Origin of the sequence: Fictibacillus solisalsi (assembly GCF_900103485.1) — a bacterium.
GTDB classification, from domain to species: Bacteria; Bacillota; Bacilli; order Bacillales; family Fictibacillaceae; genus Fictibacillus_C; species Fictibacillus_C solisalsi.
Genome location: NZ_FNHW01000007.1, coordinates 1 through 19873, shown reverse-complemented (window position 1 = coordinate 19873; position 19873 = coordinate 1). Strand labels below are relative to the sequence as shown.

Genomic DNA, 19873 nt, shown 5'->3' with positions numbered 1-19873 from the left:
CTTTCTGTCCGCCCTCTGCTGATAACGCTTTCACGTTACCGGCGGATTAACCCCTGTCCTTCAGCAGCCTCCACCTGCTGGCTCTGAAACACAGCTCTTTTTTAAATTATCACAGGCCTTTCGTTTAAACAATGCTTGTAATTCACCAAAAAACATGCTCAATGCTTGTCCGAAAATACAAAGTACAAACCGGCCAATAACAATACCAATCCAATCATCTTTTTATATGTAAAATGAATCGCTTCATTGCCAAACCAGCCGTTGTGGTCAATGATTACACTCATCATGAGCTGGCCGATAATAACAGCGGTAATGGCGCTCGTCACTCCAATTTTCGGCACGGCAAGAATGACGATAAACACATAGATGGCTCCCAGTATGCCTCCGATCAGGTTCCATTTCGGCACCTGCCATACAGTGCTCAGACTTCCGTTTCCCCAGATCAGCATAATCACTAAAAGCATGACCGTTCCTGTAAAAAAGGAAACAAATGCCCCTTCAATGGAGCCGATCTTTTTTCCGAGCGATCCATTTACAGCGGCCTGCATGCCTTGTCCCATGCCGGCAAGCAAAACAATCACGAGCATTATGATTTTTCCCATGGATGTTCTCTCCTCACTTTTATCATGCTGCCTGCTCTTTTCCCACATAAAAAACACCACACATTACGTGGTGTTTATCGATTAATCAGGCTTGAAAATATAATCAACCAGCTCTTGAAAGACGTTGACATTGTCCGTCAACAGGAACACCGGAAGAAGCAAAATGGCAAACAGCACAAGAAGATTAGATCCGATCCCTCGAATAACAATCTTTTTTAGCATATTCATTTATTCTCACTTCCTTTTGGCTTATTATAACGCTTGCTGCCGAAGTAGTCAAAATTTTTCGGTAAATATAATTTAATCTTTCAACCAGTGTATTTTTGTTTCCCTGCTTTTAGAAGCAAAATCAAAATAGGTTAATTATACTTACCCTTTTGTGATGGAGAACAAACACATTTGAACGTTTAGAGAGGCCTTGAGTGAGTATGGTTTGTTTTCCCGTTTAATTTACCGTGCAAATTCGGATATTTACCTGCCGGTTTCCATCATTTACGCGCCAAATCCCTGTTATGTAAACTGTGCCGCCAAGACAAAGCCTGCGATCTCCTCCTCGGCACCTGAAATCTGTTAAAATACCTGCATATAAGGAAATAATGAGTATAGAAAAGAACACTCAAGCAGGTTTCATCCTCTTTCCTTGTGGAAAAAGACCAATGATAGAAACTTTTATAGAAAGGAAAACGCCATTGAAAAAAGGACTGGAAGTCTTACTCCGACTAGGAATTACTCTCCAAGTGTTAAAAACAGCCATCGCAGCCGCGCTTTCCTGGACCGTATCTTCCCATCTTTCTCAAAATGACTACCCCTTTTTCGCCCCGCTGGCCGCTGTTTTGACCATGCAGGTCACCATCGCCGGCTCCCTTCAAAAAGGGTTTTACCGGGTGAGCGGTGTTATAGGTGGCGTCATTATCAGCATGCTGATCGGCTATTTTCTTAAAGTAAATGCTGGCTCCATTATGCTTGTTGTTCTGATCGGCATGGCGGTAACGACGGCTTTCAAGATGCCGGCCGGGGTGACGTCACAGGTGTGCGTCAGCTCAATCCTCGTTCTCGCCTTTGGACAGGGTTACGCGTTCAGCCGAATCATTGAAACGATCATTGGTTCCGCGATCGCTGTTCTGACCAATGCTCTGCTTGTTCCTCCGAATGCCATTCCGGCCGCTGAAGAGCTTCTCCTGAAACTATCCAATCAGGCTTCCATGACATTAAAGGATCTGGTCGTCCTGTGGGACAGGGATTTAGCTCACCGCCGGGAGATTCAGCAGGAAGTCAAGGAACTCACAGAACGGAACGAGAAAGGCATCGAGGCCGTCGTTCTCGCACGTGAAAATCTTCGCTTCACCCCGTTTTTCACGAAACGAAGAATCCGGCTCACCCATCTTGAAACGGGCATGAAGCATCTCAATCATATTACGCTGCAAATACGGGGAATTGCTCGCGGCATCCGGGACTTATCATCGATTATTGATACAAACACCGACTCTGAGGAGATTAAAGATTTAAACCGGGCAATCGAGCAAACTGCCATTTGTGTTGCTCATTATGGAGAAACGGTCATTAATCCATCGGCGGAAAATTTGCTGATTTTGATCTCCAGTTTGAAAGAAGCACAAGAGACTCAATCCCACTGCCTGGTGATTCTGAAACGGTATGAATCACTGACCATTTTGCGGGATGTGGGGGCGGTCCTCACTGACTTGAACCGCATCCTGAAAGAAACAGGCGGCCAGACGGTCATCAGCACCGGCCGGGTTTTCTAACAAAAAAGCAGGAAGGCTATTTAAGAAGCCTCCCTGCTTTTTTTATTTTTTCATATTCTCATATTGGCTTACGATGGCCTTGGATAGCTCAGACGCTGCAGGAATTTCTGTGAACGCTTCAATCGCCTGTTCCAGTCCTTTGGAAGCAATGGTCTCCTGAACGGTTACCGCCTCCGGATCTTCTTTGTAGTCATATAACAGAGCGGCTGCAATGACTTTGGTTAAAGAAGCCGGAATGTCGCCTGTCAATTCATGATACTGCTTCGCCGGGCTGACAAGTCGGTCGTTCGGTCCAAGCTTACGGATCGGAGAACGGCCCACACGGGTCACCTCATCCGAAATATATGGGTTCGTGAACCGGTTTACAATTTTGGCAGCATAAGCTTCATGCGCTGCACGCTCGAAGCCGTATTTGCTGATGAGCATGTCTCCGGTTTCCTTGACTGCACCCTCGATCACTTCTTTGATTTCCGGGTTGTTCATGGCCCCATCAATCGTTGGCACACCAGCGTGATAACCGAGATAGGCCGCTGCCGCATGCCCGGTATTCACAGTGAACAACTTCCGTTCAATGTATGGCTTTAAGTCATCCACATACGTAATGCCTTCCACATCCGGTTTGGTCCCGACAATTTTGGTTTGATCCACAGCCCATTCATAGAAAGGCTCAACCTTGACCATTAGTTTGTCTTCATTGGATTGGTTTGGCACAATGCGGTCGACCGCTGCATCCGGAAATCCAAAACGAGATTCAAACTGTTGTTTTTCTTCTTCGTTAAACTTTTCAAACACCTTTTCCTTTAGAAGAGTGCTTCCGCCAATCATGTTTTCACAAGCAATGATGTTCAGCGGTGAATCACTTGCTGCAGCCCGTTTTCGCAATCCTTCTGCAATCGTCCCGGCGATAAAAGGAAGAATGTTTGGCCCGACAGCTGCTGTTACAAGATCGGCCTTTGCGACCATTTCCACTGCTTTTTCAGCATCAGTACTGCTGTTTACGGCACTAACGTTTTTGATGATTTGCTCCTGCTGGCTTTCATCTGCAAGAACAACTGTATATTGTTTTCTTTCATTTAAAAGTGAGACAAGTTCCTCATTTACATCCACGAATACTGTTTCATAGCCTGATTGGTACAATAAGTTGCCAATAAATCCTCTGCCGATGTTGCCTGCTCCAAAATGTACTGCCAGCATGTTACTCAACATCCTCAAAGAATGCCATAATTTCTTCCTTAGAAGAAGCATTCACAATACCCATGACGTTTTCTTCCGCGGAACAGACAATTGCAATTTTAGAAAGAAGCTCGAGGTGCTCATCGCCCTTTCCTGCAATACCAATCAATAGTTTAACTTCGCTTCCTGGTGCAAATTCCACACCGCCAGGCACTTGGATGATCACAATTCCAGATTCTTTTACGGATTTCTTGGCATCTTCCGTTCCATGAGGAATGGCTACAAAGTTCCCCATGTACGTAGAGGTCAATTCCTCTCGCTCGAGCATTTTTTCAACATAGTCCGGTTCAACATAGCCATTTTCCACAAGCAATTTCCCTGTCAGGCGAATGGCCTCTTCCTTGTTGTTCACTTCTGCTTTTAGTACAATGTTTTGATCGTTTAGAATCGTTGACATGTTAATCTCTCCTTATTTCCTGTAGTTTTTCGTCATAAAACTGATAAAGCTTTTCTGTAAGATAAGACAATATGTGTTGTTCTTCCTCTGACTCAAACCGCGTAATGCTCTTCTGATCTTCAATAATAAGAGAGCTGATAGTACTCAGTACCTCCAACCCCTGGCTGGTAAACGCCTCTGGAGCAAGCAGCAATAAAATGCGGTTAATTTCAATAGCCGATTGATCCATGGCAGAAACCGTCACTGCTGATTCGAGCTCATAAATTGTGAAAGAGGGTTTTCCGATGTGAGGGCTTCGCGCATGGTAAAGGGCCAGTGACGTATTCGGGATACCCAATCCGCCTAACTTTTCGCGCTCAATCAACGCGTCAAAGACGCCATCGCTATCCTGTAAAACCTCTTGAGCCTCCAAAGTTTCACAAGCCTCCCGCAACACACCTTCCAAAGCTTGCCCGCTCACTGCACGAAAGAGCTGAAATCCGCGAAGCACATCGGTAACGGCATCCGTATAATGCTTGATGTTTTCCATTTCGGCCAGTACATGCAGGGGATCCCGTCTCTGTTTCACAGTTTCTGAGGGAATACGTTCTGTTTTTTGCTGCCTGCTCTTCGTTTCGGCAACCCATTGTCTGACCTTCTTTAGCTCTTCCTGATCGGGAATCGGGCTGACGACAATATGCGGCAGATGATAATCCGGCAGGTTAACCGTGGAGATGACAAGATCATATGAAGAGGTATCCATATGGTTCAACTCAAAGATGGAGGCGTTCTTTAATTCGGTAATCTCCGGAATTTCCCGCTTGAGCACGGTGGCCAGCATTTTGGATGTTCCAATGCCTGTGGAACAAATGACGAGCGCCTTCAGGTCATTGGACTCGCGGCCGGTCATCAGTGCCGATCCAAAATGCATGACCAGATAGGCGATTTCCTCATCCGGAACATCCAGTTCCGGAAAGATCACGGATACCGCTTCCCTCACCAAGTCAAACAGATCGTTATAATCGGTCTTAATCTTCGGCAGAAGCGGGTTAGTTATGCCCATCTCTTGCTTTATGCGGTAGAGGGCCGGCTTTAAGTGGGTAACCAGTCCCTGAAAAAGCGATGTATTCTGCAGCAGGTCGGTGCCCGTTTTGTCAGCGATAAAGGTAATCAGGCTCTTGGCTTTAACCGCCGTTTGAAAACTTGACTCCTCTAGCAGGTACTCTTTGTCCCTCCGAAGCTTGGCCCCCTGCAGATGCATCGTAATGTAGCCAATTTCTGCTTCAGGGATATCGGTGTTGAATACCTTCTTGAGCTTGTTGATGATCTTCTCTGCTGCTTTGTACTCCGGCTCGAGCTTTAGCCTTTTTAGAAACGCATCATCCATATTGATGTTTTCGCCCTGAAGAATCCGCTCAATCGCCAGGGATAAATGAACAACAAGCCCGATATATGCGCTGTCGGCTATCGGATAGGGGAGCTCTTCGTTCACTTCCTCGATGGCGTGCTCCACCGTAATCAGCCGGTTCTTCTCCACCAGGCCCAGCAGCCTTTCGGAAATCGAATCGGTCGTTTTCAGGGAACGCTTCTGGATATTTTCCTTCACAAGAGCCAAAAAGTCGGTTTCGTTCAGGTTCTGCGCGATGATTTGGCTCATCGCTCTCCGTTTCGCACTCTCATCTCCGGTGATTTCCACTCCATAGCCCCGTTTTCTCACAACAGTCAGATGAAATTCATTCAGCCGCCCTTCGACTTTCGTCAGGTCATTGCTGATGGTGGCAATGGTGACATTGAGGTCGTGGGCCATGGAAACAAGCTTAACCGGTTCCCTCGCTTCGAGCAGCGTGCAAACGATGATCGTCTGCCGTTCATCCGGCGTGTATTCGTTATACGACAGTTGAAAGAGTGCCATCCTCAGCTCTTCCATGTTTTCCTCGGACCCGACAATTTGAATGCCGACCCCTGACTTTTTAACGAGCTCTAAATTATAGCTTTTCAGCGTATTTTCTAATTCTTTTAAATCACGGTGAATGGTACGGGTACTGACATCAATGGCATCCGCAAGATCTTTGACTGTCATCTCTTCCTTTTTGGATAATAAGATCTCGAATATCAGCCGTTCTCTTGCCGATATATACATGTTCCTCACTCCCATAAGCAGGTACAGGTTTGGTGACTCTTTTCTTAGATTGATGACAACTTTTAAGTTGTATACCCTAATTTAATAATAAATCTTCAAAAACCCTTGAAACAACAAATTGAAAAAGCATTTTCGTCATTTGGATTGTTGCCAACATTTAAATACTAAGCGAAAAAGCCGGACTCAGTGTCCGGCTTGCCTTCGCTTATTTTTTGGCTGATTCCAATTTGCTCATCAGTTCATCATATTTGGGTGAGTTCAAGAAGTTTTCCACTGAGATGTGTTTCGCACCAGGAAGCTTAGTCTTGGCACGATCGGTCAAATCTTTATGCGTAATAACCACATCCGCATCGTCAGGCAGGTTGGAAATGGACGTGTTGGACACGGCAACATCCAATCCGGCTTTCTTCACCTTGTTTTTCAGGATGGAGGCACCCATCGCACTGGAGCCCATCCCTGCGTCACACGCAAAAATGATCTTGGAAACATCGGCGTACTCATTATTTTCCGCTGGCTCAGCGACCGGTTCTGCTGCCGCTTCAGCCGGTACAGCAACCTGACCATCTTTCAGCTCATTCATCAACTCGTCATATTTCGGGCTGTTCAGGAAATTCTCCACTGAAATATGCTCGGCATCCGGAAGCTTCGCCTTCGCACGGTCGGTCAAATCCTTGTGTGTGATGACGATATCTGCATCGGACGGAAGGTTATTGATGGACGTATTGGATACCGCAATATCCAGTCCGGCTTTTTGAACTTTATTTTTCAGGATGGAAGCACCCATGGCACTGGAGCCCATTCCTGCATCACATGCGAAAATAATTTTGTTCACATCACTGCGTTTTTTCGCAGGTACCGGCTCTTCTTTTTTCACTTCTTCAGGTTTGTTGATTAGAGAAGAAGCACGGCTTTCTTTACCTTTTAACGCAGATGTTTTTTCTGCTGCTTTTGTTAATTCATCATCATCGTCATCTGTTTTCTTGGAAGATTTCAATATAACGGACGAGATCAAGAAGGATACTGCTGTTGCTACAAGCACCCCTGCAATCACACCAAGATAATGTCCTCTGGGTGTCATGGCAATCAGTGCGAAAATGCTTCCTGGTGATGGAGCAGCTACAAGACCTGCATCAAAAAGCAAGAATGTGAATACACCGGATGCACCACCTGCAATAACGGACAAAAGAAGCATTGGCTTCATCAAGATGTACGGGAAGTAAATCTCATGAATTCCGCCCAGGAAGTGAATGATGGCTGCTCCTGGTGCGGATTGTTTCGCCATTCCTCTTCCAAAAAGAATGTAAGCCAGAAGTACACCAAACCCAGGTCCAGGGTTGGACTCCAGCAAGAAAAGTACGGATTTACCGGCTTTGGCCGCCTGCTCAATGCCTAGCGGACTCAAAATACCGTGGTTGATCGCGTTGTTCAGGAACAACACTTTTGCCGGTTCAATGAAAATACTGGCCAGCGGCAACAGGTGAGCGTCAACAATCGCCTGAACGCCTGCTGCCAGGGTTTTGTTCAGTGTTAATACAACAGGTCCGATAAGTTTATAGGCAATCAGGGTAAGAATACCAGCAATGATACCTGCAGAAAAGTTATTGACAAGCATTTCAAAACCGGATCGAACTTTGCCATCGATCATCTTGTCGAACTTCTTGATGGCCCATCCGCCAAGAGGACCCATAATCATGGCACCTAAAAGCATTGGAATGTCAGCACCAACGATAACCCCCATGGTTGCCGTTGCACCGACCACACCGCCTCGCAAATCGTAGACGATGCGCCCGCCGGAAAATCCGATCAGAAGCGGAAGCAGGTAGGTGATCATCGGTGTGACCAGCTTCGCCATGTCTTCATTCGGAATCCATCCAGTTGGAATAAATAATGCGGTGATAATACCCCAGGCAATGAACGCCCCGATGTTCGGCATGATCATACCGCTTAAATGACTGCCAAAGCGCTGAATCTTTACTTTGGCACCTGACTTTTTCTCTTCAGAATTAGCCATATCTATCGAAACTCCCTTCATGTATCGCTTTAAATCAAGTAGTTAATAGGACTTATGTATTAATTGTAAAGCGGTTACAGCTCTTTCTCAATGGAAAGAAAACGGGTTTTTGTCACGATACTTGTTGTCATTTCTTTAATTCCCCTGAACTGTGGCAATAACTCATAAAATTTAAACTTCAGGACAAAGAACGGATAAGATCTGTATAATACTGCCTTAATTCTTCTTTTAAACTTGACGGCTCAATGCCAGAAAGACTCTTGCCGAATCCAGCCAGATAATTGACGATAAAATTAATCTCTGCAGGTTCATAGGTTCCGGTAAGATAAAGCTCTTCTTCCTTTTCCGTGATTTTCATGGAAGGGTAATTCTCCTGCTTAAATTTCTCCGCACCTTCGGCGGTGATCCGGCAGCTGAAGGATATGGCTTGATCGGTCGGCTTCCATAAGCTATGCGCATTGTGAATGGTTATCTCTTTTAAATCCAATCCGTGTTCTTCATTTGCATCTTTTAGAGAGAGGACACGATCACACCGAAACACCCGGTATGCTGTTTTCTCCACATCATACGCCTGGCAATACCAATACCCTTTCCTCGCATAGAGTGCAATGGGCTGGATGGAGCGGTCTGTTGGTCCCTTTGCCCCGGCATATTCGATTCGGATTACCTTTTGTTCTATCGCCGCCATCAGGATCACTTCCAAGAAATGCCCTTCGTGCGGCTGATTCCCATGAAAAAACGAGAGTCGGTTCAGCATGTTGTCGATTTGTTCCCTCTGTTTTGGAGAGACACTTTCCAGGAATTTTTCAGAGATGGATTGAAAAGTGACCTGGAACGGGGAACGGGCAAGGCTTTTGATCGCCTGCATCGCAAAATAAAGCGCAAAAACCTCATGGCTGGTAAATGTAATCGGCGGCAAATTCATCGTTCGCACCAATCGGTAGCCTCCATAACGCCCGTATTCAGCATAAAGCGGCACACCCATCTCCTCCAGCGCTTCAATGTCACGGAGCGCCGTCCTCTTTGAAATATCGAATTTGTTTATCAAGTCCGTTAACGTGAACCGTTGTTTTTGGTTGATATAACGCAACATCTGATTGATCCGTTCTGCTTTTTTCATTTTCCTCTCCTTATAGGTGACATGATCTGTCACCTTATTTCTATACACTTAAAGTGTAAAAAACAAAATCCAAGGAGGCAACCCCATGAAACTGGAAGTGATCCCTTTTTTATCATTGAACGGCAGAGGTGCTGAAGCCATCACGTTTTATAAATCGTATTTAGGCGCTGAAGTGTTGTTCAAAAAAACGTATAAAGAAATGACAGAGATGGACCCTCGTTTTACGTATGAACAAGGCGAGGAGAATTACATTACTCATTCTGTATTACAGATTGGATGCAATAAAATAATGATTGCAGAAGAGGAGATGGATCCAGCTCGATCCTGGCAGCTCGGCAACAGCTTTTCCCTATGTATCCAGTCCAAGGACTTTCCCGCCATTGAGGCACTTTATGAGAAACTCACTCAGCATGAAAAAGTTCATGTCCTGACACCTTTTGAAAAAAACTCATTCAGTCCTGGCTACGCACGTGTCAGAGATCCGTTCGGGATTGTGATTCAGCTGACTGTCACACGGCACGATTTTTAATTATAAATAAAAGACCCAGCTCCCTTAAGGAATTGGGTCTTTCTTTAATTATTTATTATTCAACCGTTACACTTTTTGCAAGGTTACGCGGCTTATCTACGTCACAATCACGGTGAAGGGCTGCGTAGTATGCAATCAATTGAAGCGGTACAACAGATACGAGCGGAGTAAGGTATTCGTGTACTTCTGGAAGTACGATACGGTCTCCTTCGTCCTTTGTTGCTTCTGTACTGATCACGCATGTGTTGGCTCCACGTGCTGCTACTTCCTTCACGTTACCGCGGATGCTTAGGTCCACGTGTTCCTGGGTGGAAAGGGCGATAACCGGTGTGCCGTCTTCGATCAATGCGATCGTACCATGCTTAAGTTCTCCTCCGGCAAAGCCTTCAGCCTGGATGTAAGAGATCTCTTTAAGCTTCAGAGAGCCTTCTAGGCAGACAAAGTAGTCAACCGCTCGGCCGATAAAGAACGCATTGCGTGTTTCGGAAAGGTATTCCTGAGCAACACGCTCCATGGTTTCTTTTTGGTCGGTTAATGTTTCAATCGCATTGGCGACGATTGCCAGCTCTTGAAGCGGGTTGAAATCAAGTTCAATTCCCTGCGCACGGGCCGCATCAACCGCTAAAATCGCAAGAACAGCGATTTGCGCAGTATACGCCTTGGTTGAAGCTACTGCAATTTCAGGACCTGCATAAAGGTTAAGCGTATAGTTCGCTTCCCTTGAAAGCGTGGATCCTGGAACGTTTGTAATGGTTAGTGCCTTGTGTCCAAGCTTTTTAACCGCTACAAGCACCGCACGGCTGTCAGCTGTTTCTCCGGATTGGGAGATAAAGATGAACAGTGGCTTCTCGGAAAGAAGCGGCATATTGTAGACAAATTCACTCGCAATGTGTACTTCGACCGGTACTTTTGCGATGTTCTCGATCAATTGCTTACCAACAAGACCGGCGTTATAGCTGGTACCGCAAGCTACGATGTAAATGCGGTCTGTTTCTTTCATGGCCTGGCGAATATCATCGTCCAGCTTCAGGTTGCCGTCTTCGTTCTGGTAATGCTTGATGATGTTACGCATAACGAATGGCTGCTCATCAATTTCTTTGAGCATATAGTGAGGGTAAGTACCCTTTTCAATATCGCTTGCATCAAGCTCTGCAGTGTAAGGCTCGCGAGAAACCTCCTGGCCGTCGAGCGTTTTGATGGTATATGAGTCACGCGTTACGATGACGATTTCTTCGTCCATAAGCTCCACATATTTGTCGGTTTGGGAAATCATCGCCATAGCATCACTTGCTACAACGTTAAAGCCTTCCCCAACCCCAACCAAAAGCGGGCTTTTGTTCTTTCCAACATAGATGGTGTCTGGATCTTGGTTATCAACCAATGCAATTGCGTAAGAACCTTTGATGACAGAAAGGGCATGGCGGAAAGCTTCTTCTACGCTTTCGCCTTCGTTCACGAATTTCTCAATGAGCTGCACAACAACTTCTGTATCTGTATCACTTACGAATGTTACATCCTGTAAGTATTCTTTTTTCACTTTTCCGTAGTTCTCGATTACACCGTTATGAACAAGTGTGAAACGTTCTGCAGAACTTTGGTGTGGATGAGAGTTCACTTTGCTTGGTGCGCCATGAGTTGCCCAGCGGGTATGTCCGATCCCCATTGTTGATTCAACGGCCGGATCAACGATGTCGCGCAACACAGCAATTCTTCCTTTTTCCTTGAAAACCTGCACGCTGTCCTGATCGACAACTGCAATCCCTGCAGAGTCATAACCGCGATATTCCAGCTTTTCAAGTCCTTGAAGCAAGATTTCCTTCGCATCCTTATTACCTACATAACCTACAATTCCGCACATTTAAATTATCCTCCCTTTGGTCGGATCAGCTCTTTATCTGATGCTGGACCCGCCGCGACAGGGGGACTGTGAGCGGGGCTCACAGCCCCACCTATGTCTTTTTTTATAATAAATTGGCCACTGCTTTTATTTTTGTACAGGAAGTCGCCTTGCCTGTTTTAGATAAAAGCTAACGAAAGTGACTGATTCCGAGAGGCATCCGCCGAATGATCGATGAACCTCTTCCTCGTCAACTATTTTCATTTCGTCCGAAAATAGTTCAGGCGCTTTGGTATTTAATTGACCACTCTATCCTCCTTCCCGTTTCCAAGTCAAGATAAACTTAATGATAGCCTGTTTTTTATCAAGCGTCAATTGGTTGCCAAGTAGCTTAATAAATATTTAATAAAATATGCATAAGCGAATCGGTCGGTGATTCGCTTATGCATACTTTTCGTGTCTATTTGGCCGAATGAGGGTGCCTTTTGTTAAACAAGCTCCGCTTTTACCACTTCGGCAATCTCCTCAGCGTAGGCTTGGCACTGCTCTTTTGTCGGTGCTTCAACCATAACGCGGACGAGCGGTTCTGTTCCTGATGGGCGGACAAGAACACGGCCGTTTCCGTTCATTTCTGCTTCCACCTTATCGATGGCTGCCTTTACAGTATCGTTACCCTGCAGTTTTGTTTTATCTGCGACTTTTACATTGATCAAAAGCTGAGGGAATTTTTTCATTTCATTGGCAAGCTCAGATAACGGACGTTTGGATTGCTTCACGATGCTTGCGAGTTGAATCGCGGACAGCATGCCGTCACCTGTCGTTGTATGGTCAAGGAAAATGATATGTCCGGACTGTTCTCCTCCAAGGTTATAGCCGTTCTTTCTCATTTCTTCCATTACATATCTGTCGCCAACTGCTGTTTGAACCGATTTTACCTCTTTTTCTTCGAGTCCTTTATAAAAGCCAAGGTTGCTCATGACAGTAGAAACGATTGTGTCATTTTTAAGTCCGCCCTGTTCTTTCAAGTATGTGGCGCAAATGAACATGATCTGGTCGCCGTCTACAATCTCTCCGTTCTCATCAATGGCAATCAGACGGTCTCCGTCCCCATCAAAGGCAAGACCCATGTTCGCTCCTTTTTCCTTCACCAGTTCAGCCAGTTTTTCCGGATGAGTCGAGCCTACTCCGTCATTAATGTTCAGGCCGTTCGGATTGGTTCCCATGGTCGAAATATCAGCTTCCAGGTCCGCGAATAGATGCGGCGCAAGAGAAGAGGTCGCTCCGTGGGCGCAGTCGAGCGCAATGTGAAGTCCGGAGAAGTCTCCCTCAACCGTCTGTTTAAGATACTGGAGGTACTTCTGCCCGCCTTCAAAGTAATCCCCTACCGATCCGATATCTCCGCCTGACGGACGCGGAAGTTGATCTTCATCCTGATCGAGCAGTGCCTCAATTTCAGCTTCCTGTTCATCAAGAAGCTTGAAACCGTCTGACCCGAAAAATTTGATTCCGTTGTCTTCTACCGGATTGTGAGAAGCGGAGATCATGACCCCTGCCTGAGCGCCGAGCGCCTTTGTCAAATAGGCAACGCATGGTGTAGAGACAACGCCCAACCGCAATACTTCAGCTCCGGTGGATAATAGGCCCGCAACCAATGCTCCTTCAAGCATATGTCCGGAAATTCGTGTATCCCGGCCAATCAGAACTTTTGGCTTTTGGGTTTCCTTTGTTAATACATATCCCCCAAAACGGCCCAGTTTAAAAGCTAGTTCCGGCGTAAGTTCAGTATTGGCAACGCCTCTTACCCCGTCTGTTCCAAAGTATTTTCCCATGATTTAATTCTCTCCTTCAGTCTGTGATTCGGTAGCATCCGATTTTTCCTCTGATTTTGATTTTGCTACGGCTGGGTTCTCTTTTTCCCCATCGTCTTTATTGGTGGTGCTGTTCTCGTCAGGCTTGGTAGACGTATCGTTGTTCTGCTCGTCTGTGCTGTTAGTTGTCTCGGAAGCAGGTTTTTCAATGGAAATGGTCGCTTCAGAAACCTCAGTCTCTATCTTCAGGTTCTTGGAATTGGAGGCATGGATGGTTACCGTATGCTCTCCGGGTTCCAGGTTGCTGACATCGACATAGGCCGAAATGTCAGAAGCATTCAGTCCATCAATAATTTTCTTGCTTCCGGAAATGGTCACATCCATTTTCCCATCAGAAGGCGATACGAAGGAAGCCGGCTGCTCACTGTCTTCTCCGCGGATTTCGATGGGAACGTTTTTTAATGTTTTTGTTCCCGTATCTTCCTCCACGTCAACGTTCACCTTCACTTGCTTTGGGTTGACCAATTCTGCTCCGTCCGGAAGAGGCACATCCACATTAACCGTTGAATCTTCTTTTATTTTTGATAAATCCACATCCACATCGCTGATTTCATTAATTTTATCCAGAGCGGAAGATGGCCCTGACAGTGTAACCTCTTTTGGATCAAATGTGATCCCTGCAAGAGTCAAACCTTCCGGAAGATCCCCCTTTTTATTAATGCTCAGCGGAACGGTCTTTTCCGGTTTGGAGATCGGCACGGTCACATTGACTGATTTCGGATCAATCAGCACATCCACCAGGTTCCCCTGACTGTCATAAGCTCTTAAAGGCACTCTTGTTTCCACTGTGTCCTTTGCATTTGAAACATCGACCGATGCCCGTACGCTTTCAATGTTGCTGATGTAAGCATCCGGTCCGGTCACGTAAACAGATTTCGGTGAGAAATCGACCTTGCCGGTTTCATATCCTTCCGGCAGCTTCGCTTTGTTTTTAAGATCCAAACTTATCGGAATCTGCCTGGTTCGTTTTTGGTGAAGCGTTACCTTCACTTGTTTAGGGGAAGGCACGGCTTCAAGTTCATCCGGTACATTTTTTAATTTGACCGGAACAGTATGCGTTCCTGGACCTAACTTGGTCAGATCAATATAAACTTCTATTCTCCGGTCGACCTTCAAAGCCTTGGTCAACAGGTTGGACTCGCCTGTAAGTTTGACATCCACGGATCGGGGCATGTCTGTAAGCACATATTTATTTTCATCAAAGTACGGGACAATTTCTACTCCATTGACGGTTTGCGTGTTTTTGGAAACCGATGTGAAAAGAGCATTCCTGCTGGTTTGCTGCTGGTCTTCCATCGATAACACGGTGTATAGCATGAGAGCCAGAAGAAAAGCGATGATCTTTACGAACCAATTGCTTCTAAGGAGTTTGTCCATTTTTCTTCCCCCTCCAATTCCAGCGTGATGAGGAAGCCGAGCGGCCCGAACCCATGAGTTCGGCAGTCAGTAAATTTTTTAAAGATTCCTCATCCAGGTTCCGGTGAATTTCCCCGTTCTTTGTAATGGAAACTCCACCTGTTTCCTCAGAAACAACCACGGTTATCGCATCGGTCACTTCGCTGACTCCGATAGCAGCTCTGTGCCTTGTACCAAGTTCCTTGGATACGAATGGGCTTTCCGTAAGCGGCAAATAGCAGCCTGCTGCTATAATTTCGTTCGGCCGCAGAATAACGGCTCCATCATGCAATGGAGTATTGGGTACAAAAATATTGGTTAAGAGCTCGGAGGTGAGTTTAGAATGGATCGGAATTCCGGTTTCCACATAATCCGTCAGCCCCGTCTCCCGTTCAAAAGACATGATCGCTCCAATACGGCGTTTGGCCATATAGCCGGTAGCTTTCACAATGGCAGCAATGGATTTTTCCATTTCCTCTTCCTCAGCCCCACCGGCTCTTGAAAACAGTTTACCGCGGCCAAGCTGTTCCAGCGCACGTCTCAGTTCAGGTTGAAAAATAATGATAATCGCAAGCAGTCCATATGTAATGGCTTTATCCATGAGCCAGCTCATGGTCCTCAGTTCAAAGAAGCTGCTGGCGAGCCAAACGGCAACGATTATAACAATTCCTTTTAACAGCTGCACCGCTTTTGTTCCACGGATCAGCATGATCAATTTATAAAAAACATAGGTAACCAGTAAAATATCAACAATCTGGCTAATATAGTTACCTAAGCTAAAACTTCCAACAGGTAACATGACATCACTCCACTTCGGGAACTACCCTTTCTGTTAATGTAGTGCAACAATGATCATAATATACAACATCCCTTATTATAGCATATCCAGACCTTTCCTTTAAAAATTCAACGCCATTTGAAACGGTTTAATATGGGGAAATAAAAGAAAAAGCCAGCCTTCGCTTCAGGCGGCTAATCAACTACTATATAAACATTCGATGTGCAATCCTATTTTTGTTCCTGTCCAGTAAAGAACGTTTTTAGTTTATACCAAACCCATTCTACTACTTCATGGATTTCCTGGCTGTCACCGGTGATTTGTCCGGCAGAAGCCATATATTTTTCTCCTTTTATAACTACCACATTGCCCTCGACCTTGCCTTCGACTTTAATGTCTCCATTTTCAACAACAAGGTCTCCTTTGACTGTTTCACCTTTTGGTACGGTTACTGTATGGGCAGCAGAATTTACCTTTATATTACTGGCTGCTGAATGTACCGCAAAATCATTCTCCGTATTCCAGCCTGCCATCACGGAACCAAACATTAAGATTAAGAAAACAGCCGCGGCGGTTAAGACGGGATAACGCCTGATCCATTGTGCCGGCATGCTCCTCTTTTTCACTTCCGGCAGCATTTTCATCACATTTTCTGTAAAATGTGCAGGCGCTACCACAGGGGATGCTTCTTTCATTTCGAAAATAATTTCCTTTAGTGCATGATAATGCTCTCTGCAGTTCTCACAGCTTTCCATGTGACGATCCAGTTCTGCCTGTTCCTCTGCTGTAATTTCCCCATCAAGGGCTTTATCAATGAGATCCATATATTCTTCCGATTCACATGACATTATGTTCACCTCGATTTCGCAACCTTTTTGTATGCCTTTTTCAACGCTTCTCTTCCCCGATGGATTCTGGTTTTCACGGTAGGAACCGGCAGATCCATCACAGAACTGATCTCCTCGAGAGACATGTCCTCAATGTATTTCAGCAAAATGGCTGTTCTGTACTTTTCAGGAAGCTTCATGATTTCCTGCTGCAGATGGTCACGTTTTTCTCTTTCTTCCACTTCTTCTTCCGGCAGCGGATCCGCATCTGCTACCTGGCTGTACAATGTGGCACCTTCCGTCCCAGGAATTTCTGCATCCATGGAGTAATCCGGTTTTCTTTTCCTGAGCCGGTCAATGCATAAATTTGTGGCAATCCGGTACAGCCACGTTGAAAACTTATAGCTTCCACTGTATTTATCGATGTTCACAAAAGCCCGTACAAAGGCCTCCTGTGCCAGATCTTCTGCTTCATGCCTGTCGCCGACCATTCTATAGCACAGCCGGTAGATCTTATCTTTATAGATTTCCACCAGGCCTTCAAAAGCCTCCCGGTTACCCGATTTAACCTGAGTAACCAGGCTGTTTATTAACGATTCCATTTCAATTGTCCACCACCAGTTATGGTTCGTATTTTTCTACGTATCGAATACAAAAAAGTTTCAAGTTCTTAAAAAAATAAAGCAGTTTTAATTTTAGCATGAAAAGGCAGGACTATCGAAAATATTTTTATACATTTTTTACAAATAAAGTTTCACAATGGATAATTGCGGGAATACTGGAAATTAAGATAATCTATAAGGAGCGTGTACCCATGGAACGCAATATCCTGCTTAGAGAAATTGAAGTATCTCGAAAAAAAATGAATGAAATGTCTAAATTTATGCCACTAATTGCTGATGAAATCGTTGAAATCAGCCAACATATAGATGCCCTCTTAAATGAATTCCAAAAAGCGAACGTAAAAAACAGCTACTCTTAAAATAGAGCAGCTGTTTTTATTTTGTATATTATAGAAGTTTTTCGCCAAAAAGTGAGCCCATCAAGGCGACCGCTACCGTCGCTGTTTTATTTCTTTCATCCAAAATCGGGTTGACCTCCACAAATTCTGCGGAAGTAATGAGTTGTGATTCAGCCAGCATTTCCATCGCCAAATGGCTTTCTCTGTAGCTGATACCGCCGAGAACCGGTGTCCCCACTCCCGGAGCATCCTGAGGATCGAGTCCGTCAAGGTCAAGACTGAGATGAACTCCGTCTGTTTTTCCAGACAGGTACTCAATCGTTTCCTCCATCACCTTCGTCATTCCGATCCGGTCAATCTCATGCATGGTATACACCTTGATCCCACGTTCTTTGATCAATGTCTTTTCTCCCTCATCAAGGGAACGCGCCCCGATAATGACGATATTTTCCGGTTTAACTTTTTGTTCATAGCCCCCTATGCGAGTTAACGTTTCATGGCCAATGCCCAAGCTTGCGGCAAGAGGCATACCATGAATGTTTCCACTTGGTGAGGTATCTGCTGTGTTTAAGTCACCATGGGCATCATACCAGATGACCCCAAGGTTCTCATAGTGCTTGGAGATGCCTGCAAGTGATCCGATCGCGATACTGTGGTCCCCTCCCAGAACAAGCGGAAAACGCTCCTCCTGAATAACATCCGAAACCGCCTGAGCCAGGTTCTCACTGGCTGACGCCACCTCCTCCAGATTCTTCAGGTTGGTTTCAATGGTTTCCTCGATCGTTCCCGGCCGGGCAATCTCAATATCCCCAAAGTCGAGAACGTTGTATTCAATATCCTTCAAGCGTTCCACAATACCTGCATATCGAATGGCGCTCGGACCCATATCGACTCCCCGCCGCGTTTGCCCTAAATCCATTGGTACCCCGATAAGTGTAATATTCTTCTTCATTTGTAGACCTCCCCTAAGCTGCGTTTCAATATTCTATCAATTAATTTTAGCCTGTCCCTTACAGGTGGTTCAACTGGACAGAAATTTGCATAGATATACCCTATAGTAAGCGCTTTCTATAAATGAAGTGGATAATTATTAGGTTAGACAGGCATGTGGATCAAACGAGGAATAAGAGTCTGCCATTCGGTAATAAAAAAAAGCCTCTGGACTTTTGTCCAAAGACTGTACGTTTATTATGTATGGTGGAGCCTAGCGGGATCGAACCGCTGACCTCCTGCGTGCAAGGCAGGCGCTCTCCCAGCTGAGCTAAGGCCCCAAAATAAAATGGAGCGGGTGATGAGAATCGAACTCACGACCAGAGCTTGGAAGGCTCTTGTTTTACCACTAAACTACACCCGCATATTAACCTTATTATACGTTATGCCCATGCTTTCTGTCTTTTATTCAGAAAGTGGTGAGCCATGAAGGACTCGAACCTTCGACCCTCTGATTAAAAGTCAGATGCTCTACCGACTGAGCTAATGGCTCATTAATAAAAGTGGTGGAGGGGGACGGATTCGAACCGCCGAACCCAAAGGAGCGGATTTACAGTCCGCCGCGTTTAGCCACTTCGCTACCCCTCCACATAAAAAAAGGATTCCGGTATTTCTTATTAAAATGGTGCCGGCTAGAGGACTTGAACCCCCAACCTACTGATTACAAGTCAGTTGCTCTACCAATTGAGCTAAACCGGCGTTGTAAACAATGGTGATAAAAATGGTGGAGGATGACGGGTTCGAACCGCCGACCCCCTGCTTGTAAGGCAGGTGCTCTCCCAGCTGAGCTAATCCTCCAAATAGAATATTATTTTCTTCGAAAAATTGGTTCTTTTTTTCAAAAAGAACTTGGTGACCCGTACGGGATTCGAACCCGTGTTACCGCCGTGAAAGGGCGGTGTCTTAACCGCTTGACCAACGGGCCGACTGGAGCTTCCAACCGGGCTCGAACCGGTGACCTCTTCCTTACCATGGAAGCACTCTACCTACTGAGCTATGGAAGCATGGCTCCACAGGTAGGACTCGAACCTACGACCGATCGGTTAACAGCCGATAGCTCTACCACTGAGCTACTGTGGAATAACAAATTAATTAGAAATCCACAAACCAAAAGGTTTGAAATGAAAGCCCGGCAGCGTCCTACTCTAACAGGGGGAAGCCCCCAACTACCATCGGCGCTGAAGAGCTTAACTTCCGTGTTCGGTATGGGAACGGGTGTGACCTCTTCGCTATCGCCACCAGACTGTCTTTCAAGGTTGTCCTAAATAACAAGGACAAGATACATTTTACAATGTATTTGCTCTTTTGACAAGAGCTTTTTTTGAGGCATATTCCCTCAAAACTAGATAACTTCATCCAAACGTACTGATAATTAAGGATAAGCCCTCGACCGATTAGTATCTGTCAGCTCCACGTGTCACCACGCTTCCACACCAGACCTAT

Annotated in this window: 17 protein-coding genes, 9 tRNA genes and 1 rRNA gene; 3 read left to right on the top strand and 24 right to left on the bottom strand. The window is 45.6% G+C overall.

Annotated features, from left to right (window positions below):
* Positions 1–158: 158 nt before the first annotated feature.
* Together BLT53_RS22895 and BLT53_RS25255 are read right to left on the bottom strand one after the other, a co-directional pair.
* The gene (locus BLT53_RS22895) at positions 159–602 is read right to left on the bottom strand and encodes a DMT family transporter (RefSeq protein WP_090239309.1); all 444 of its coding nucleotides are present in this window, start codon (positions 600–602) and stop codon (positions 159–161) included.
* 81 nt (positions 603–683) lie between these two features.
* Complete coding sequence (locus BLT53_RS25255; RefSeq protein WP_170834480.1) at positions 684–830, bottom strand: hypothetical protein; 147 nt, start codon at positions 828–830, stop codon at positions 684–686.
* A gap of 461 nt (positions 831–1291) precedes the next feature.
* Between BLT53_RS25255 and BLT53_RS22890 the strand changes: the two genes are divergently transcribed.
* A complete protein-coding gene (locus BLT53_RS22890; RefSeq protein ID WP_170834479.1) occupies positions 1292–2365 on the top strand; it encodes an FUSC family protein in 1074 nt (357 codons plus the stop codon).
* Positions 2366–2407: 42 nt separating this feature from the next.
* Here the strand turns inward: BLT53_RS22890 and BLT53_RS22885 are convergent, their stop codons facing one another.
* The 5 genes from BLT53_RS22885 to BLT53_RS22865 form a co-directional block, all read right to left on the bottom strand.
* Complete coding sequence (locus tag BLT53_RS22885; RefSeq protein ID WP_090239303.1) at positions 2408–3559, bottom strand: mannitol-1-phosphate 5-dehydrogenase; 1152 nt, start codon at positions 3557–3559, stop codon at positions 2408–2410.
* Position 3560: 1 nt separating this feature from the next.
* Positions 3561–3995 (bottom strand): PTS mannitol transporter subunit IIA, encoded by a 435-nt coding sequence (locus BLT53_RS22880; protein ID WP_090239301.1) that lies wholly within the window; start codon positions 3993–3995, stop codon positions 3561–3563.
* Between the two features lies 1 nt (position 3996).
* A complete protein-coding gene (locus tag BLT53_RS22875) occupies positions 3997–6114 on the bottom strand; it encodes a BglG family transcription antiterminator (RefSeq protein ID WP_090239300.1) in 2118 nt (705 codons plus the stop codon).
* A gap of 205 nt (positions 6115–6319) precedes the next feature.
* Entirely contained in the window at positions 6320–8125 is a 1806-nt protein-coding gene (locus tag BLT53_RS22870) for a PTS mannitol transporter subunit IIBC (protein WP_090239297.1), read from the bottom strand.
* 178 nt (positions 8126–8303) lie between these two features.
* Positions 8304–9245 carry a helix-turn-helix transcriptional regulator gene (locus tag BLT53_RS22865; protein WP_090239295.1) on the bottom strand — a complete coding sequence of 314 codons (942 nt, stop codon included), beginning with the start codon at positions 9243–9245 and terminating at the stop codon, positions 8304–8306.
* Between the two features lie 85 nt (positions 9246–9330).
* Here BLT53_RS22865 and BLT53_RS22860 point away from each other — a divergent pair, with 85 nt between their 5' ends.
* A complete protein-coding gene (locus BLT53_RS22860; RefSeq protein WP_090239293.1) occupies positions 9331–9774 on the top strand; it encodes a VOC family protein in 444 nt (147 codons plus the stop codon).
* Positions 9775–9829: 55 nt separating this feature from the next.
* On the opposite strand, the gene glmS is transcribed toward BLT53_RS22860, so the two are convergent.
* The 6 genes from glmS to sigW all read right to left on the bottom strand — a co-directional run bounded on the left by glmS (position 9830) and on the right by sigW (position 17081).
* Positions 9830–11632 carry a glutamine--fructose-6-phosphate transaminase (isomerizing) gene (gene glmS / locus BLT53_RS22855; protein WP_090239290.1) on the bottom strand — a complete coding sequence of 601 codons (1803 nt, stop codon included), beginning with the start codon at positions 11630–11632 and terminating at the stop codon, positions 9830–9832.
* A gap of 467 nt (positions 11633–12099) precedes the next feature.
* Positions 12100–13440, bottom strand: a complete 1341-nt coding sequence (gene glmM, locus BLT53_RS22850) for a phosphoglucosamine mutase (RefSeq protein ID WP_090239288.1) — start codon at positions 13438–13440, stop codon at positions 12100–12102.
* Positions 13441–13443: 3 nt separating this feature from the next.
* Positions 13444–14856 carry a CdaR family protein gene (locus tag BLT53_RS22845; protein WP_090239287.1) on the bottom strand — a complete coding sequence of 471 codons (1413 nt, stop codon included), beginning with the start codon at positions 14854–14856 and terminating at the stop codon, positions 13444–13446.
* The gene (cdaA, locus tag BLT53_RS22840) at positions 14840–15673 is read right to left on the bottom strand and encodes a diadenylate cyclase CdaA (protein ID WP_061975781.1); all 834 of its coding nucleotides are present in this window, start codon (positions 15671–15673) and stop codon (positions 14840–14842) included. Before cdaA ends, BLT53_RS22845 begins: the two co-directional genes overlap by 17 nt.
* Positions 15674–15882: 209 nt before the next feature.
* Positions 15883–16500: an anti-sigma factor family protein gene (locus tag BLT53_RS22835; protein ID WP_090239284.1), complete on the bottom strand. Its 618-nt coding sequence runs from the start codon at positions 16498–16500 to the stop codon at positions 15883–15885.
* Positions 16501–16505: 5 nt separating this feature from the next.
* Positions 16506–17081, bottom strand: coding sequence for an RNA polymerase sigma factor SigW (gene sigW, locus BLT53_RS22830; RefSeq protein ID WP_090239281.1), 576 nt, complete (start codon positions 17079–17081; stop codon positions 16506–16508).
* A 212-nt stretch (positions 17082–17293) separates the two neighbouring features.
* Here sigW and BLT53_RS25250 point away from each other — a divergent pair, with 212 nt between their 5' ends.
* Positions 17294–17461: an aspartyl-phosphate phosphatase Spo0E family protein gene (locus BLT53_RS25250; protein ID WP_170834478.1), complete on the top strand. Its 168-nt coding sequence runs from the start codon at positions 17294–17296 to the stop codon at positions 17459–17461.
* A 28-nt stretch (positions 17462–17489) separates the two neighbouring features.
* On the opposite strand, the gene rocF is transcribed toward BLT53_RS25250, so the two are convergent.
* The 11 genes from rocF to rrf form a co-directional block, all read right to left on the bottom strand.
* Positions 17490–18392 (bottom strand): arginase, encoded by a 903-nt coding sequence (rocF, locus tag BLT53_RS22820; RefSeq protein ID WP_090239276.1) that lies wholly within the window; start codon positions 18390–18392, stop codon positions 17490–17492.
* Positions 18393–18635: 243 nt separating this feature from the next.
* Positions 18636–18711: transfer RNA gene (locus BLT53_RS22815), tRNA-Ala, on the bottom strand.
* Positions 18712–18720: 9 nt separating this feature from the next.
* Positions 18721–18794: transfer RNA gene (locus BLT53_RS22810), tRNA-Gly, on the bottom strand.
* 53 nt (positions 18795–18847) lie between these two features.
* Positions 18848–18923, bottom strand: a tRNA-Lys gene (locus BLT53_RS22805).
* Positions 18924–18934: 11 nt separating this feature from the next.
* Positions 18935–19018 (bottom strand) — tRNA-Tyr (locus BLT53_RS22800).
* A gap of 35 nt (positions 19019–19053) precedes the next feature.
* A tRNA-Thr gene (locus tag BLT53_RS22795) sits at positions 19054–19129 on the bottom strand.
* A 23-nt stretch (positions 19130–19152) separates the two neighbouring features.
* A tRNA-Val gene (locus BLT53_RS22790) sits at positions 19153–19228 on the bottom strand.
* A 52-nt stretch (positions 19229–19280) separates the two neighbouring features.
* Positions 19281–19355, bottom strand: a tRNA-Glu gene (locus BLT53_RS22785).
* 3 nt (positions 19356–19358) lie between these two features.
* A tRNA-Thr gene (locus BLT53_RS22780) sits at positions 19359–19434 on the bottom strand.
* 1 nt (position 19435) lies between these two features.
* Positions 19436–19510: transfer RNA gene (locus tag BLT53_RS22775), tRNA-Asn, on the bottom strand.
* Positions 19511–19557: 47 nt separating this feature from the next.
* Positions 19558–19673, bottom strand: a 5S ribosomal RNA gene (gene rrf, locus BLT53_RS22770).
* Positions 19674–19873: the final 200 nt, after the last annotated feature.